At 47.1% G+C, this 16,607-nt stretch carries 13 protein-coding genes; 9 read left to right on the forward strand and 4 right to left on the reverse strand.

The window, feature by feature from the left end:
* Position 1: 1 nt before the first annotated feature.
* Positions 2-2,050, forward strand: a complete 2,049-nt coding sequence (locus tag MCG46_RS02720; protein ID WP_240277454.1) for a bifunctional diguanylate cyclase/phosphohydrolase — start codon at positions 2-4, stop codon at positions 2,048-2,050.
* Between the two features lie 144 nt (positions 2,051-2,194).
* On the opposite strand, the gene MCG46_RS02725 is transcribed toward MCG46_RS02720, so the two are convergent.
* A complete protein-coding gene (locus MCG46_RS02725; protein WP_240277456.1) occupies positions 2,195-3,004 on the reverse strand; it encodes a helix-turn-helix domain-containing protein in 810 nt (269 codons plus the stop codon).
* A 219-nt stretch (positions 3,005-3,223) separates the two neighbouring features.
* Between MCG46_RS02725 and MCG46_RS02730 the strand changes: the two genes are divergently transcribed.
* From MCG46_RS02730 to MCG46_RS02745, 4 genes are all read left to right on the forward strand, one after another.
* Positions 3,224-4,162, forward strand: a complete 939-nt coding sequence (locus MCG46_RS02730; protein WP_240277458.1) for an AEC family transporter — start codon at positions 3,224-3,226, stop codon at positions 4,160-4,162.
* 18 nt (positions 4,163-4,180) lie between these two features.
* On the forward strand, positions 4,181-5,335 hold the full coding sequence (locus tag MCG46_RS02735) for a transglutaminase-like domain-containing protein (protein ID WP_240277460.1): 1,155 nt from the start codon (positions 4,181-4,183) through the stop codon (positions 5,333-5,335).
* Between the two features lie 422 nt (positions 5,336-5,757).
* Positions 5,758-7,113: an MATE family efflux transporter gene (locus tag MCG46_RS02740; protein ID WP_240277461.1), complete on the forward strand. Its 1,356-nt coding sequence runs from the start codon at positions 5,758-5,760 to the stop codon at positions 7,111-7,113.
* 352 nt (positions 7,114-7,465) lie between these two features.
* The gene (locus MCG46_RS02745; protein WP_240277462.1) at positions 7,466-7,693 is read left to right on the forward strand and encodes a hypothetical protein; all 228 of its coding nucleotides are present in this window, start codon (positions 7,466-7,468) and stop codon (positions 7,691-7,693) included.
* Position 7,694: 1 nt separating this feature from the next.
* Here MCG46_RS02745 and MCG46_RS02750 read toward each other — a convergent pair whose 3' ends face one another.
* On the reverse strand, positions 7,695-8,528 hold the full coding sequence (locus tag MCG46_RS02750) for a MurR/RpiR family transcriptional regulator (protein ID WP_240277463.1): 834 nt from the start codon (positions 8,526-8,528) through the stop codon (positions 7,695-7,697).
* A gap of 235 nt (positions 8,529-8,763) precedes the next feature.
* On the opposite strand from MCG46_RS02750, the gene MCG46_RS02755 reads away from it, so the two are divergent.
* From MCG46_RS02755 to MCG46_RS02770, 4 genes are all read left to right on the forward strand, one after another.
* Positions 8,764-9,543 (forward strand): PTS mannose/fructose/sorbose/N-acetylgalactosamine transporter subunit IIC, encoded by a 780-nt coding sequence (locus MCG46_RS02755; protein ID WP_240277464.1) that lies wholly within the window; start codon positions 8,764-8,766, stop codon positions 9,541-9,543.
* Positions 9,536-10,357: a PTS system mannose/fructose/sorbose family transporter subunit IID gene (locus tag MCG46_RS02760; protein WP_154240620.1), complete on the forward strand. Its 822-nt coding sequence runs from the start codon at positions 9,536-9,538 to the stop codon at positions 10,355-10,357. Before MCG46_RS02755 ends, MCG46_RS02760 begins: the two co-directional genes overlap by 8 nt.
* 5 nt (positions 10,358-10,362) lie before the next feature.
* On the forward strand, positions 10,363-11,085 hold the full coding sequence (locus tag MCG46_RS02765; RefSeq protein ID WP_240277465.1) for an N-acetylmannosamine-6-phosphate 2-epimerase: 723 nt from the start codon (positions 10,363-10,365) through the stop codon (positions 11,083-11,085).
* An 81-nt stretch (positions 11,086-11,166) separates the two neighbouring features.
* On the forward strand, positions 11,167-11,871 hold the full coding sequence (locus tag MCG46_RS02770; protein ID WP_240277466.1) for a sugar isomerase domain-containing protein: 705 nt from the start codon (positions 11,167-11,169) through the stop codon (positions 11,869-11,871).
* Positions 11,872-11,960: 89 nt separating this feature from the next.
* Here the strand turns inward: MCG46_RS02770 and MCG46_RS02775 are convergent, their stop codons facing one another.
* On the reverse strand, positions 11,961-14,903 hold the full coding sequence (locus tag MCG46_RS02775; protein WP_240277468.1) for a response regulator: 2,943 nt from the start codon (positions 14,901-14,903) through the stop codon (positions 11,961-11,963).
* Positions 14,887-15,849 carry a substrate-binding domain-containing protein gene (locus MCG46_RS02780; protein ID WP_240277469.1) on the reverse strand — a complete coding sequence of 321 codons (963 nt, stop codon included), beginning with the start codon at positions 15,847-15,849 and terminating at the stop codon, positions 14,887-14,889. Before MCG46_RS02780 ends, MCG46_RS02775 begins: the two co-directional genes overlap by 17 nt.
* Between the last annotated feature and the right edge of the window lie 758 nt (positions 15,850-16,607).

Genomic DNA, 16,607 nt, shown 5'->3' on the forward strand with positions numbered 1-16,607 from the left:
TATGAAAGCCCGCGATAAAGTATTGATCGTTGATGATTCGGATATCAATCGATCGCTGCTGGCAGATATGCTGGCGCAGGATTACGATCTGGTAGAGGCAGCCAATGGATTGGAAGCCGTTGCCCTGCTGAGTCAGCAATACAGTGAAATTTCATTGGTGCTGCTGGATATTGTCATGCCAATGATGGATGGTTTTGAGGTGCTGGCCTCGATGAATAAATCGGGATATATTGATCATATTCCCGTTATTATGATTTCTGCGGAAACCTCATCGGTCTATATTGACCATGCGTATGATCTGGGGGCGGCGGAATATATCAGCCGGCCTTTTGACGAGAAAACGGTTAAGCGTCGTGTAAAAAATACGATTATGCTGTATGCCAAACAGAAATATCTGGAAAACATGGTTACAGAGCAGCTGCTTGAGAAAGAAAAAAACAACCTTGTGATGGTTGAAATCTTAAGTCACATCGTTGAATTTCGTAATGGTGAAAGCGGACTGCATGTTATGCATATCCGGGTAATCACAGAAACGCTTTTAAAACAGCTGTGCCGGATGACGGATCGCTACAATCTGACGCCGGAACAGATCGCGATGATTTCCAATGCCTCGGCGCTGCATGATATTGGAAAGATTTCGATTCCGGAAGCAATTTTAAACAAACCGGGGAAATTAACATCGGAAGAATATGAAATCATCAAAACACACAGTGCTATCGGTGCGGAGATGTTGGAAAAAATCCATTATTTTGAAACTGAACCGCTTGTTCAGGTCGCTCGGAATATCTGCCGGTGGCATCACGAGCGATATGACGGCCGCGGTTATCCGGATGGATTAAAAGGAGAGGAAATCCCGATTTCCGCTCAGGTGGTTTCTTTGGCGGACGTCTATGACGCTTTAGTCAGCGTGCGGGTATACAAAGCAGCTTATACGCATGAGGAAGCTATGCAGATGATTTTTAACGGAGAATGCGGAACGTTTAATCCGCTGCTTTTGGAGTGTCTGAAAGAAGCAGGCCCAACGCTGAAAAAGGAATTGAAGGTTCGCTCGCTGTCCGGTGCTTCCCGGATTGAGCTGCAGGACATGGCGCGGAATCTGATCCAGAGCGGCAATGCCTCCAACCGCACGCTGGCGCTGCTGGAACAGGAGCGGACAAAATATCAGTTCTTTGCTTCGATGTCCAAAGAAATTCAGTTTGAATATAACTATCACTCCGACTTGCTGAGTATTTCGGAATGGGGCGCCGCTCAGCTGGGTGTCAATGAAGTCATCATGCACCCCCTGCAGAACTCACAGATTCAGCAGCTGTTTGCCAGCGTGGACTTTGAAGATTTTTTAGCGAAAATCCGCACTGCTCAGCCGGAGGATCCGATTCTCAGCGGAACATATCCGCTGCAGGTGAAGGGCACTTCGCGCTGGTTTAAGGTGGTCGCCCGGCCGTTGTGGGTGATGGAAGAATCCTCGGAACTGACTGGCGTGATCGGCAAGTTTATTGATGTGCATGACGAACAGGTAGAACTGGATCAGCTCAAACAAATGGCTAAAATTGATTCGTTAACCGGACTGTTTAATCGGGCCTATGCCAAACGGGCCATGGATACGATTTTAAACAATGAAGCGGATGCTAGCCAGAACTATGCGCTGTTGGTTTTTGATATTGATTTTTTCAAGAGTGCCAATGATGAATACGGACATCTGTTTGGTGATCAGGTCCTGGCCAACGTCGCCCATCGGATTCAGTCCAACGTCCGCCAGTCGGATATCTCAGCCCGGATCGGCGGCGATGAATTCTTGATTTTCATGGAATATAAGGATCATCTGGAACAGATGATCGAACGGATCTTCCGGTCATTAAACGGCAGTTATCAGGGCTATGATATTACCGTAAGCATGGGGATTGCGTGTTATCCTAAGGATGGATCTGATTATCTGACGCTGTTCCATCATGCCGACCAAGCTCTATATGCAGCCAAACGCCGCGGACGCCGCCAATATTGCCTTTATGATAATTCAATGAAGGATTTGTTGACCGGTGTTTCAAGTGAATAAAGAAAACAAGGATTCAGCCTGGGCCGAGTCCTTGTTTTTGGTTGTTTGTTAACTTCCTGGATAGGGATTAAGAGCTGTCTTTCCTGCTTCATTTAAAATTTGAAAAAAGAAGGATAATCAGACTGACCTTGCATGATCCGGTATTTAATCCTTGATCTTCAGCAGTTTGTGATAAACTCCGTTGATTATGCCGGCAGTGATGAAGTTTCCGACACCGGCAGCTGTGCAGAAAAATAGGGTGATGACATGCCATTCTTCATAGCCGAACAGACCGTCGAGAATTAACATCAGACCGAGGCCTAAAATAATCAAGCCGACACCCATAACAATGCGGGTAGTAAAGACTTTCTGGAACCGTTCATATTCATCCTGTAAATCACAGATCAGTTCGCCGCTGAGATGGAAGCCTTGTTTCTCAATCTTTTCTACATCCTGATAATCCATTCCGCCTTTGATCAGCAGACCAACGCCGATCGCGACAAAAAACATCAGGATAGCAGCGCCTAAATCATTGTCGAACAGAATCGTCGGGATCACTCCGCAGAGAATGAAGCCAACGCCGCCGCTGATTTTTCGCGCAAAGATCTGATTGAGGTGCAGATACTTTTCTACCGATTCCCGATCAGAGGTGTAAGCGAAACGTCCGATCAACGATTCCTCTGGCTGCGGACCTGGAGAGGGGAAATCATCAAAAGCATCGTCATTCCATGACGTTTCCTGAATCCGTTCTTCGACAGGTTCAGGAAGCGGAGCTTCAGCACTCTCTTTCATTAATTCATCCAATGAAACACCCAGCAATTCACTGAGCTGGATCAGTTTTTCAACTTCCGGATAACCCTGGCCACTTTCCCATTTTGAAACAGCCTGGCGGGATACGTTTAGTTCAAAGGCCAGCTGTTCCTGGGAAAAACCGGCTTCTTTTCTTTTTTTCTGGAGTTTTTGAGCAAAATTCATCATTGTTCACCTAACCTTTATTTGATGTCTTTATTGTAGGGGAAATTTACAGGGAAAGCTACCAAGTTGTGTTTGCGTTTTTCAGCAACTTGAAGTTGCGGGGCGAAAAACAGGCAAAAACAGCTGTTTTTGGATAAGAATTTCCTTTTTTTATCCTTTTTCAGCTGGACAATAAAGTTCATCGTTTTACAATATTGAGGTAGAGAGTGGGGATTGGAAATGGAAAGTCTTATTTTATCATTGAATGTGGTGATGCCGCTGTTATTTTTAATTTTGGTAGGTCAGGGTGTGCGCCGGCTGCATCTTTGTGATGAGCGGACATTAAAACAGATGAATCAGTTGGTCTTTAAATTGTTTTTGCCATGTACATTGTTCAATAATATCCTGACGACAGACTTAAAAACAGTGCTTCAGCCGCAGTTGTTAATTTATGCTGCATGCGGTGTGCTGATCGCCTGTGCGGCAGGATGGCTGATCATGCCGCGGATCAGTCATGACCCGCGGAAACAGGGCGTCATGATCATGAACACCTATCGAAGCAATGCGGTGCTGTTCGGCATGCCGATTGTGCAGTTAATTTACGGTGATGCTCAGCTGGGTGTGATGTCGATGCTGATCGCTGTAATTGTCCCTTTGTTTAATATTTTGTCAGTGATTGTGCTGGAAACCTTTCGCGGGGGAAAAGCGCGGTTATCCAAATTAGCTGAAGGGATTGTGACCAATCCGCTGATCATTGCTTCCGTGCTTGGATTGCTCTGTTTATTCTCCGGAATTCATTTGTGGAAACCGCTGGCTTCTGTCATCAGCGATATGGGCAAAGTATCGACGCCTTTGGCCTTGATCATTCTGGGAGCTGGCTTTCAGGCGGAAAAGGTTGCTGAAAATAAGAAGGAACTGATCGCATCGGTTTCTGCCCGATTGGTCTGGACACCACTGGCAGCCTTAGGCACAGCGGTTGCCCTAGGTATCCGCGGCGTCGCTTTGGTCAGTCTTCTGGCCATCTTTGCTTCACCCAATGCGGTATCATCGTATTCGATGGCCGAAGGAATGGGCAGCGACAGCGAACTAGCCAGTCAGGGACTTTTATTCAGTACGGTGTTCTGCATTCCTACGATATTCCTGTGGATTTTCTGTTTTAGTCAGCTCGGCTTTATCTAAGCTGGAAAGGAGAAGTCCATGACGGTTTGTTTTGAGTTGGATCCAAAAGAGTGTCCGGATATCCTACATGCCGAACAACGGATAATCGAAATTCACTCAGTGCCGGGGAATCCACGGCAAAGAAGTTGGACAGTTGAAGCTGGGAAAGCGAATTTAGAAGACCTGATCCCACAGCTGCAAAAAGTCACAGCGCACCGTCAGATTCTTCCGCAGAAGTCAGATGAAGACTGTCTGATTGAGCTGGAAGAAGCGGCTCGATGGTTAAGCCGGCAGACTGAGGATGATGTGGAATGGCTTGCGGCAGCGATCACTTTAATCCAGCAGCGAATGACTTATGATCCGAAATTGGCATTGGAGTACAGCCATGGCAGGGGTTCTGGTTTATCCTTAAAGGAGGCCTGGTCCTGCGGTCGGGGAACATGTCGGGAATTTGCGATGGGGATGGCGGCGCTTTGCCGGATTCAGGGTATTCCTGTTCGTTATGTTCAGGGAATCAGCGCTCCGGATCGGCTGCATGTATGGAATGAAGTTTACTTGGATTCGACAGGCTGGCTGGCGGTGGATGTTCAGTCCGGTTTGATCGGATATTGGGGAAATCTTGTAACGTTTCGGATTGCGGAATCGATCCGCGAATTACCGATGCCGTCGGCTTTGAAGCTTAAAATTACCGAACCGCTGGCCATTCCGCAGGATCGGCAGGTTTATCTGCATTTCAAGAAAATGCCGAAGGCTTTGGAGGGCTCAGGGCAGTTCCTTTTGAAATCATGGCAGAATGAATTCAAAGTTCGCTGTCTTGTTCACCTTCAGGCCCAAGCTCATCCATCAACGTCATTCGCTGCTTTATCAGCGGCAGTGTTTGAACAGCTTGCCAGCTTCCCTCATGCCGAAATGCTTTCGCAATTTAAAATCAGTTCTGAAGCTGCAATGCAAATAAGGGAACAACTCTGTGAACAGTTAAGACAGTCTGGCTTCACCGTGCGCATGGCTTCTGGTCTGAATTGGAGTACAGGTCAGCCGGCAGTCTGGCTGGAACTTGCAGCTTCACCGTGTGAATGGCTGAAGCTGGATATCCTGTCGAAGATGTTGGGACCTCAATTAGATTGGGTGCGGCTGAGCGTCGGAAATTCTGTGGATGAGGTGATTGCCGGATTGCGGGAAAGTGCCGAAAACTGAGTATACCGCTGATTTGCAGAACAGGCAGTCAAGACGAAGTGCCCGGGGTTCTTCATCGTGAAAAAGATTTAAAGGGAAAAATGTGGATAACTCTTTATAGCAATGTTGGAATATCCAGCGATGATTTCAGGCAAGGTTGAAAGCCAAACTGATTTTGCAGATTAAAAAGAGCCGAGGCAAAGCCGTGAGAAGTCCTGATGATCCCTGTAAGTTCAATTTTGCATCCATCCTTGGTGACTCTTTTAATTCTCTGGACGCGCACTGTGGAAATGTTGTGAAGAAACGTTGACATTGACCGCAGATTTCAACTATAATGTCATTATTCATCGGAGGGGAAATCACATTCTGGGTGATTTGCTGGATAAGATGGCTGACGGAAGCGTCGGTGTCTTATCCTTTTTTGATTGATTGGAGGAGTTTCAATGAGAGCTGAATTTACGAGTGGAAAAATTTTAGCGCCGCTGATGAAATTTACGGTGCCGATTATGATTGCCTTAATCTTACAGGCATTGTATGGGGCGGTGGATTTACTGGTTGTCGGTCAGTTTGCTTCGCCGGAAGCTGTGTCTGCGGTAGCGACGGGCAGTCAGGTGATGCACACGATGATGGTGATTATCACGGGACTGGCGATGGGCATCACGGTCTTAATCGGGCAGCAGTTTGGCCGGGGTGAACCGGAAAAAGTCGGTCAGACTGTGGAAAGCGGTGTTTTTCTGTTTGGCTGCCTGGCTTTGATTCTGACCGGGATCATGTTGTTCGCAACGCCGGCTCTGGTTACGCTGATGCAGGCGCCGGCAGAAGCGGTCGCGTTTACGAATCAATATGTTTTGATCTGTTCCGGCGGGATTTTATTTATCGCTGCGTATAATACGCTGGGCAGTATTTTCCGCGGTTTGGGAGATGCGCGCACGCCGCTTTTGGCCGTCGCGATAGCCTGTGCAGCGAATATTGTTCTGGATTTGCTTTTGGTTGCTGGGTTTAAAATGGGCGCTGCCGGTGCAGCGCTGGCCACGGTCATGGCTCAGGCGATCAGCGTGATTTTGTCGCTGATGGTGGTTGCCCGTCAGGGTCTGCCGTTCCCTTTTTCTTGGCGGCATATCCGGTTTCATGGTTCGACGATCAAGGAAATTGTCAAATTAGGTGCACCGGTAGCGCTGCAGGACCTGCTTGTCAGCATTTCCTTTTTAGCAATTACGGCCATCGTCAATCAGCTGGGCGTCATCGCTTCTGCCGGCGTAGGTGTCGCAGAAAAAGTGTGTACCTTTATTCTGTTGGTGCCTTCGGCCTATGCGCAGTCCATCTCGGCGTATGTCGCACAGAATATTGGCGCAAATCAGCCCCAACGGGCAAAACGCGGCATGGTCTACGGGATTGCGACATCCCTGTTATTCGGGATCTTCATGAGTTATTTCGCATTCTTTCACGGTCATCTGCTTTCCGGCTTATTCGCGCGGGATACGCAGGTCATTTTTGCCGCTGCGGATTATCTGAAAGCCTATGCGATCGACACGCTGCTGGTGTCGTTTATGTTCTGCTTTGTCGGGTATTTCAACGGCTGCGGCAAGACGACCTTCGTGATGTTTCAGGGACTGATCGGCGCTTTCTGCGTGCGGATTCCGGTTTCTTACCTAGCCAGCAAATGCGTACCGGTTACACTGTTTCGGATCGGTCTGGCAACGCCGTGTTCGACCTTTGTGCAGATCATCCTCTGCGTTCTCTATTTCTTTGTCTTAAGCCGAAAAGAAAAGAAAAATGCCTCGCTGGCTTCGGCCCAATAAAATGACAAAAGAAAGCTGCAGAGCCGCAAGACCACATACTTACTGTTCGTTTCTTTGTTTGGCTTGACTGACTCAGAAAACGCAGGCAGCTTGAAGACTTAAAATTATAGAGAAGAGTTTATAAAAAGAGCCAGTTTTGATCGACTGGTTTTTTTTGATCTCAATTTGCCTTGTTGGTTTTGTGGCAATCCCTTACAATAAATAAAACGGAGGAATTAGAATGGCTAAAATGAGTCTTTGTCGGCGCGGCGCATCGCTGCCGCAGACGCGAATCTGGATTTAGCATCAGCTGCTTCAAATCGATGACAGGCTGAGAAAAGCTGAGGAATTCAGCTCAGAAAATGCCTGGCTGGTGGTCTATGCGCATGAATTTACGCCGCCAACAATTTTGTTGGAAACGCTGACAGTCTCGCTGCGGTATGACGGCGATCTTTTAATCGTTCAGGCCCTTTCAGCAAGCTCCCAAAATGTTCAGCTGACAATTCGATTCGCATGCGATGTAGGGAATGTTCAGGCTTTACGTCAGGCTTTGGAAACACAGGGATTTACTTTCTATCGTGAAGAACAGGAAACGCATTGACTTACCCGTTATACTTATAATCCAATAATTTCTCAGATTCCGCGATGATTTTTTCATAATGCTCAAAATCTGTCTTATACAAATTTAAATAGATCATATCCAGAAGACACAGCTGTGAACACCGCAGTGTCATGGCATTCAGCCGCGTATTAGTTTCATAGTTTACGGTCTTTAAAACAATATCGGAATAACCGTGGAGACGGTTTTTCTGAATTCGCGTCATAGCGATGACAGTCACATTTTGATGTCCGGCAATTCTTGCGGCCTTTAATATTTCCGGTGTTTCACCGGATTCGGAAATCAAAAATAAAACATCCTGCGGACCGAACTGACTCAGCATGGAAAAAATAATGTGTGAATTCGCGCTGCAAAAGGAATCCAGCCCCATCTTCAGCCACTGATTGGAAATATACTCCGCGAATAAATTCGAGTTGCCAAAACCAAAAACAATGATTTTCCGCGCTTTTCTCAGCGTTGATACAGTCTGATCAATGACTTGCGGCGGATTGAATTCAAGAGTCAGTTCCGCCATCTTCTGATACTGCTGGATGATCTTCTGATTGGTGGAAGAGGTGCCTTCGTTGACGACAATTTCTTCCTTAACCTTTTCCTCAGTTAAAGAAATGGATAAGTCTTCCAACAGCTCCCGAAAGCTGCGGTAGCCCAGCTTCTTGGAAAAGCGGATAATTGTGGATTGGCCGATATTCAGCCTGTCCGCAAGCTGATATGACGTAAAACTACGCGCTTCCAACGAATGCTTTTCAAAGAATTCCACAATAACTTTTTCGGTCTGTGTCAATTCATTTTGGACTTGTTTTAATTTTTCCTGATACATGAAACCCACCTCATTCTTCTGAATTTATTATAGCGGACCGGATATGAAAGAACAAGCTGATTATTCACAAATGACTCGGAAAGTCTTCACAAAATAATTTATTTAAAAATTAATGACTTAAATTCGTTGACAAAAAGGAAGCCGAAAGATTATGATCTGGGTGTGTTAATTCATTTTATTTGCGCAAAGTAATGAATTAAGAAGTTATTGCGATGGATCGCAAGGAGGGCGTTTTATGACTTTAATTCAAGCTCTGCTGATAGCTTTATGCGGCTATCTCTCTTCCAATTATTCACCTTGGATCTTCGGCCAGCTGGGCGGCTGGTATACGATGGGCCGTCCATTGGTTTCCGGCTTGATCATCGGTCTGATTCTTGGGGACGTGCGCACGGGGATTCTGATGGGCGCCGCGGTTCAGACATTATACATTGGTTTGGTAACGCCGGGATTATCGATGCCGGCTGATCTCAATTTTGCGGCCTATATGGGGATACCGCTGGCAATGGTCGCCGGGGCATCCACAGAATACGCGCTCAGCTTATCCGTTCCACTAAGCTTCTTAGGGGTATCACTGGTTTATGTCGTCGCTTCAGTGAATGTTTACTGGGTACGCAAACAGGAACAATGGATTGAACAGGGAAAGATTAAAAAAGCGGCGAATGCACCAGTCTATGCTTCAATCTCTCAATTCATCGCACGGTTTGTTCCGATCTTTCTGGCTTGTTATTTCGGACAAGATTTTATTATTTCGGTTGTTCAGGCGATTCCGACCTGGCTTGGCGATACCTTTGTGATTTTCGGCAAGATGCTGCCGGCAGTCGGGTTTGCGATGCTGCTGCGGTTTGTCTTAAACAAAAATATCGAGTTGGTTTATTTCTTCGTCGGCTTCATCATGATTGCGGTCTTGAAGATGCCAATTGTGGCCGCTACGATTGTCGCCTGCTTCTTAGCTTATCTGGATATCCGCTATACGGCAAAAAAGGAAAATGAACTGGAGGTTGAAGTCGATGAGTAACACTAAGAAATTATCGAATCGGGATTTATTCAACGCGTATGCGTATTGGATGATGTTTGCGCTGGCCGCGCAGAACATGGAACGGATGGAAGCTCCGGCCTTTGCGGGAATGATGGGCAAGGCCGCGGATAAGCTTTATGAAGATCCTGAAGAACAGAAGGCATTGATGCTTCGGCATACGCAGTTCTACAATACCCAGCCGATGGTCGGCGTGATGATCAATGGAATTGCGTTAGGGATGGAAGAGCAGCGGGCTTGTGGCGAAAATGTTCCGGATGAGTTGATCTCCTCGACCAAAACTGCTTTAATGGGGCCATTCGCAGGGGTTGGTGACTCCTTGTTTATCGGCACACTGATTCCGATTCTCTTGAGCATCGGTCTGGGATTAGTCGGTGAGCAGGGCAGTTTGGCCGGTCCGTTGTTCTACATCGTGGCCTGGTTAGGCATCATGCTTCCGTTCACCTGGCTGACTTTCCGCTTCGGCTACCGTTCCGGGATCAACGCCATTCATACTTTGTTTGAAAGCGGCATGAAGGATATCGCAGTCCGTTTTGCCAACATCGTTGGGATGATCATCGTCGGCTGCATCAGCGCTCAGTATGTCAGTGTGAAGATCGGCTGGCAATACGTTTCCGGCGAGATGACGATGAATATTCAGGGAGTTCTGGATGGAATTATGCCAGGCTTACTGCCGCTATTGCTGACACTGGGCGCATGGGCGCTGATGGAGAAAAAGCAGTGGAAGATGGGACGGGTCTTCATTCTGATCTTTGCGATTGCTTTAGTCGGCCGATTCTTTGGAATCCTTGCTTAAACTTTATGAACAAGTCATTGATTGAACAGCTGCAGGGTGGGTTGGTTGTTTCCTGCCAGGCATTTGACTACGAACCTTTCTATGGTGCTGATTTCATGGCTAAAATGGCCATTTCCGCCAAATTGGGGGGAGCTGCGGCGATTCGTGCCAGTTGGCCGGAGAATATCCGAGCGATCAAAAAGGAAGTGGATTTGCCGGTCTTCGGCATCAATAAAATCATGCCGAAGTCTTATGATAAGCTGCACGATGTGATCATTACGCCGACGCTACAATCCGCGCGGGCTGTGGCGGAAGCCGGAGCGGATATTGTAGCGGTGGACTGTACCCTGCGTCAGGGACGGACACCGCAGACCATCCTGAATTTGCTTCAGGAATATAAAGCTCATCTGAACGTGCTGATCATGGCGGAAATCAGTACCGCAGAGGAAGGTGAAATTGCGGCTGAGGGCGGTGCTGATATTTTGTCGACGACGATTGCCGGTTATACGCCGTATTCGCGCCACCTAGAAGATCCGGATTATCAGCTGATTGAGGAATTATGTGCTCTGACTTCACTGCCGATCAATGCCGAGGGCCGCTTCCATCATCCGGATCAGGTAGTTAAGGCATTCCAGCTGGGCGCCTGGACGGTCACGGTCGGCAGTGCGATCACTCGTCCGCACTGCATTACCCGGGAATTCACGCAGGCGATCGCCCGCCTTAAAGAACAGGAAAAGATTACAGAATAAAAACAGGTTAAATTATTCATAAAGTATTGTAAACTTTGAATAAAAAGTTTACAATGGGAACAGAAAGTGGAGGAATTGAAAATGAACAATAAAGTATTTCCAACGGTTCGCCAGCTTGTCGATCAAGTTGAAGCAACGCAGCAGGAGAACATCGAAGCCGCAGCGCAGGCGGTTGCCCAATGCATTATCGACGGTGGTATCGTCCAGGCCTGGGGCGGCGGACATTCCTTAGCGGGAGCCATGGAAGTAGCCCATCGAGCAGGCGGATTCATTCCGACAAAGAAAATTGTAGAACCGTCCAACAATGCTTATGAAACAGTTGAAAGAGCCGGCGAGATTTTTATGAAGAAGGTTGATGTCCGTCCGGGCGATGTTGTCTTTATCATCTCCAATTCCGGCCGTAATCCGCTGTGCATGGATATTGCCCTGGGCTGCAAGAAGAAGGGTGCCAAGCTGATCGCGATCACAGCGCTGGAAGCTTCTTCGCACTTGTCGCCAAAACATTCCTGCGGCAAGAATCTGTATGAAATTTCAGATATCGTTTTGGACAACTGCACGCCGGAAGGCGATTGCTGCATCGATCTGGAAGGCTTTGACGGCAAGATCTGCGGCATGTCGATGATTACGACCTCGGTTCTGGTTCAGGCGGTGACCTATCGGGCAGCTGAAATCCTGATTGAAAAAGGGATCACTCCTCCGATCTACAAATCACAGAATATCGACGGCGGACGGGAGTTCAACGAGACGCTGGAAGCTAAATACATCGATCGTCTGTATCGGATTTAAGCGGTTTAATCTCAAAAGAAAAAAAGCATCAGGGTATTGGAAGCGGGAAACCTTCAAAACTGATGCTTTTTTTATGTTTTTAATTGCCTTTATTCTTCTTCTTTCCTCTCAACGCATTGTTCGATAATCCGCAATAATCGTGCACAGTCAAGCGGTTTTGCCATATGAGCATTCATCCCGGCGCGCAGACATCGCTGAACATCTTCTTCAAAGGCATTGGCCGTCATCGCAATAATCGGAATCGTATGAGCCTGCGGATGTTCACTTTGACGGATTTTACGGCACGCTGTTAAACCATCCATGACCGGCATCTGCAGATCCATTAAAATCGCATCAAAGGTGCCGGCCGGAGCAGCCAGGAACTGATCGATGGCTTCCTGTCCATTTACCGCAATCTGGGCTTCAATCAAGCCGATTTTCAGATATTCAACAGCAATTTCCCGGTTAAGTTCATTATCCTCAACTAACAGGACTCGGCAGCCGGATAATTCCGGCACGCTCGGCTGATCCACTGTCTTTGTTTTTTCAGGATGGCCGCTGTGAATCTCCGCCAGCGCACTGTACAGCCGCTTGCGAAACAGCGGTTTTTCAATAAAGTGTTCAATTCCAGCTTCCTGGGCCTTATCCATGATCTGCGACCAATCGTAAGCAGAAACGAAGATCACCGGGAGTTCCTCACTGATCTGTTCATGAATTGTTTGTGTCAGCGTTAAGCCATCCATTCCCGGCAGAACCCAGTCAACAATCGCAACATCATAACTTGCCTGGTTCTGATGCGCTGACCGAATTTTCCGCAGCGCTTCAGGAGCATCGAGCGCACTGTCGGCAAAGACCGCCGCCGCTTCCAAAATTGCCGTGACATCTTCACAAACCTGTGGATCATCATCTACGATGATCACGCGCATGCCGGCAATTTCCTGCGGTCTGAATTCCGGATAATCTGCTTTTTTCAGGTCCAGGCGGATCGCAAAGGCTGAACCTTTTTCCAATTCACTTTCAACGGAAAGGGTACCGCCCATCATTTCGACGATGTTATAAACAATCGATAATCCTAAACCTGTTCCGCCTTCCTGGATATGCAGCTCACCTTGTTCCTGTTCAAAAGGCGAACCGAGCCGCTGCATAAATTCTTTGGACATCCCGATTCCGTTATCCCTTACCTGGAAGCATAGACTTACATAACCTTCACGCTGCGAGGGACTTTCCATGATTTCAAAATTGATGTGACCAAACGGCCGGGTATATTTGACGGCGTTGTTCAAGATGTTAATCAGCACCTGATTGAGCCGAGTCCAGTCACCGCAGAGATGATCATTCCAGAGATCATGAATATGAATATCAAAGGTATGATGTTTGGCCTCCGCCTGCGTCCGGATGATGCCGGAGACATTGTCAATCAGCTCTGAAAGGCAGAACGGTTCTTCCTTGATTGAAACTTTTCCGCTTTCAATCCGTGACAGATCCAGGATATCATTGATAATGCTCAGTAAGTGAGCTGCGGATAAACGAAGCTTGCGAACAGATTCATGAACCTGTACCGGATCCTGGGCGTTGCGGTCAAGAATTTCCACCATTCCAATAATCGCGTTCATCGGTGTTCGGATTTCATGACTCATATTGGAAAGAAACTCTGACTTGGCCCGATTGGCCTGCTGAGCAGCTTGAGCGGCTGTTCGCAAGGACTCCTGAACTCGCATGTTTTGAGTGATGTCTTCCCAATAAAACATCATTTTCTTTCGTCCGGCGATCATGACGCCGGTTTTAATCGTGAACCGCAGATCCAGCAGCTGATGGGTTTGCGCATGTTCGATTTGGAGCTGATAGCTTTCATCTTTTTCGATTGTTTCCGCCATCAGCCGGTGGTACAGATCGGGTGAAGCCTTACAACACAGCTCCTTTAACAGCTCGGGATTCGTCAGATAAGCCTGGCTGTCATGACCTAAAATCCGCTTGCTGTTGCGGAAAACCTGTTCCAAACGATGCTGATTCTGATCAAACAAACAGACGACCAAGTCGCTCTTTTCACTCAGGGCGTCATAGGTTGCGTTCTGAATTTCCCGTTCGACCATCTGCCGGCGTTCGTTGTTGCGGCGGCGAACCAGGAAGTACAGCACGACGGTAACAGTCAGAACCGAGATGACGATCAGCATTTCGATGATCCCAGTAATGATTGCCAACACACTTTGTGATTCCGCCTGAATCACTTCGCTGGGAATAATCCCACACAGAATCCACTGCGGATTTTCCTGAACCGGAATAAAATAAAGGTAATATTCTTTTCCTTGGATCTTGCAGCGAATGCTGAATTCTTCTTGATTCACAAGCCGATTTTTAAGCTTTTGCTGATCATCACCGCGATAGCCGGCGGCTTCGATCAAGTCGGCAAACTGAATAATCTGAGTTTCATTTTCACCGCTTTGGATTGCGGCGCTGACTGCACTGCCGCTGAGCGTATCGACAAGAAAGTAATAGCCGTCGCTGCGAAAGGATTTTGCGATGGCATTGCTGCTGTAACGCTCCATCGGAACACCGACGAAAAAAGTACCTAGATCCTGATTGTCTTTTTCCAGCAGCATCTCAATTACGGTTAAGCTCGCCCCGGTTTCATCCACGAACATGGCTGAGTAAGCGGTACTGCCGGGCAGCAGTGCCTGCGGCTGGAAAGGAAGCTGATCTGCGTTCACGGTTTGTCCCTGACTGTCATAGCCGATTCCCTCAGAATTCAGATAAATCGCAAACCGATAATCATATTCCTGCAGAAATGCCTGCATGGTCACTGTGGCTTTTTCAGGATCTTCCCAGCTTATGTAGGCGGCAAACCGCTTGACGCTGTTAAGATCCGCGAGAATATCGGAATCGATCAGGTTTTCTGATTTTTGAAAAATATTCTTAACGGCCTCAACCGCATTGTTTTCCATCTGCTGCTGAACATGCCGAATCATCAAACCCGTCAGCAAAATCAGTCCGATTAAGACGGCGAGCAGCAGGCCTTCAAAAACGCGGGAAAGGGTCTGTTTATTCTTCTGTTTCATAGTTGTCTAAATTATCCTGATTAATGATCTGCGAGTCGGTTAGATATTCAGCTTTTAGTGCTTCCCCGCTGAGCAGCTGATAGCCGAGCTGCTGAAGGAGCATACCCCATTGTGCAGGCGACTGCACTGAAGCTGCACGAACAAAGCCTTTTTCAACGGCTTGAAGCAGAATATCCGTACCGGCATCGTGATACAGACTGCCTGTTCCATATAACAAGATACTATCCTGTCGTCCGGCAGCCAAGACCAGACTGTGCATCAGCAGCGTAATATCATCATTAAATCCCCACAGGATATTCATTTCCGGATGTTCGCTCAGCAGCTTTTCAGCTGCCGGCAGTACTTCTTCATACAGCGTAACTTCATCGCTGGCAACGACTTCCACTGCAGAACCTTCCAGCGTATCAAGAATTCCCTGAACCCGGCTCGTTACAGAGCGAGCCAGCGGATTGTTCAGCATGCCCAGCTTTCCGCCTTCAGGATGATCCTTTAAAATTTGTTCGCCGATTAATACCCCCAGCTGATAATTGTCACCGCCGATAAAGGCAGCGGTATATTCAGAATCACTGACCTGGGAATCAAAACAAATGACCGGTACCTGAGCTTCCTGACATGCTTTCAAAGCGGGTAAAATGCCGTCAACATCCACCGGACCGAGAAATAACAGATCAATTCCTTGATCCAGCATCTGTTCGATTCCTTCAATCTGCCGATCATTGTCCAGCTGTGGATCAAAAGTAATCACTACATCGCCTTTGGCTTCTGCCGCACTTTGAACTTCTGCCAGCGCTGCCCGGTAGGCAGGGTCGGTTAGATCCATACCTGTAAATCCAAAAGTAACTTGTTCATCTTTTGGACTTTCTTTATCCATATTGAACAGCGTACAGCCGGACAGGCTCAGCGCCAGGCATAAACCAATTCCCAGGCTTCCCCATTTTTTTCGCATTGTGTTTCCCCCTCTGTATTCCGTCTTTATAACTTCTTTATTGTATGTTTATTATACCGCGAAAGAATACGTGAATTCTACCATTCTTACCGATTCTTCTGCTTTTATCAATTTGGCAGGTCCGGGTATCCTTAGAATAAAGATCTGTTGCTGCACGATTTTGTAAACTCTCAACAAGTAGCTATTTTGTATAAAGACTGAAAATTATAGACCAAAAAAGAACAACGCCTTCACGTCTCGTAAAGATTGTCGGCGTTGTTCTGTCCACCACTTCCCTCGTAAGAGGGAGTGAATGACGGGTATCGCTGCTGCAAGCGACCCTACGCTTTGATTATAATCCATTCCTGAGTTATTTCAAGTTTTCCCCTTTTAGAATCGACTGTTTCATAAATTTACACAATTTGAACAGAAAATCTGTACTGTAACCTTACTTTTTTCAATTTTCGGCGGGGCTTTTTCCAATTTTCCGCAATATTAGAAATGTAGGATTTCTTGTTTACAGCGGCTGCCCGTCCGGATGGATCATTGTTTGATTCATTGTTTTTCAAGCTTGTTTTTCTGAGCTTAGGAAAGGAGGGGCTTTTTATGAAGCTATTCATAAAACTTTTGAGCTCTATTTCTCTTTCTGAATTCATCCTGATCGTCCAAACAGCGATCATGCTTCTTGAATACAGACTGAAAATTATAGACCGAGAAAGAAAAAACGCCGTCTTATCCCGCAAAGATGACCGACGTTTATCTGTCCACCACTTCCCTCG

The sequence above is a fragment of the Holdemania massiliensis genome, from assembly GCF_022440805.1.
Classification (GTDB): Bacteria; Bacillota_I; Bacilli_A; order Erysipelotrichales; family Erysipelotrichaceae; genus Holdemania; species Holdemania massiliensis_A.

Coding starts and splice junctions, on each gene's coding strand:
- MCG46_RS02720 (WP_240277454.1), top strand. CDS start 2: ATGAAAGCCCGCGATAAAGTATTGATCGTTGATGATTCGGATATCAAT.
- MCG46_RS02725 (WP_240277456.1), bottom strand. CDS start 3,004: ATGAATTTTGCTCAAAAACTCCAGAAAAAAAGAAAAGAAGCCGGTTTT.
- MCG46_RS02730 (WP_240277458.1), top strand. CDS start 3,224: ATGGAAAGTCTTATTTTATCATTGAATGTGGTGATGCCGCTGTTATTT.
- MCG46_RS02735 (WP_240277460.1), top strand. CDS start 4,181: ATGACGGTTTGTTTTGAGTTGGATCCAAAAGAGTGTCCGGATATCCTA.
- MCG46_RS02740 (WP_240277461.1), top strand. CDS start 5,758: ATGAGAGCTGAATTTACGAGTGGAAAAATTTTAGCGCCGCTGATGAAA.
- MCG46_RS02750 (WP_240277463.1), bottom strand. CDS start 8,528: ATGTATCAGGAAAAATTAAAACAAGTCCAAAATGAATTGACACAGACC.
- MCG46_RS02755 (WP_240277464.1), top strand. CDS start 8,764: ATGACTTTAATTCAAGCTCTGCTGATAGCTTTATGCGGCTATCTCTCT.
- MCG46_RS02760 (WP_154240620.1), top strand. CDS start 9,536: ATGAGTAACACTAAGAAATTATCGAATCGGGATTTATTCAACGCGTAT.
- MCG46_RS02765 (WP_240277465.1), top strand. CDS start 10,363: ATGAACAAGTCATTGATTGAACAGCTGCAGGGTGGGTTGGTTGTTTCC.
- MCG46_RS02770 (WP_240277466.1), top strand. CDS start 11,167: ATGAACAATAAAGTATTTCCAACGGTTCGCCAGCTTGTCGATCAAGTT.
- MCG46_RS02775 (WP_240277468.1), bottom strand. CDS start 14,903: ATGAAACAGAAGAATAAACAGACCCTTTCCCGCGTTTTTGAAGGCCTG.
- MCG46_RS02780 (WP_240277469.1), bottom strand. CDS start 15,849: ATGCGAAAAAAATGGGGAAGCCTGGGAATTGGTTTATGCCTGGCGCTG.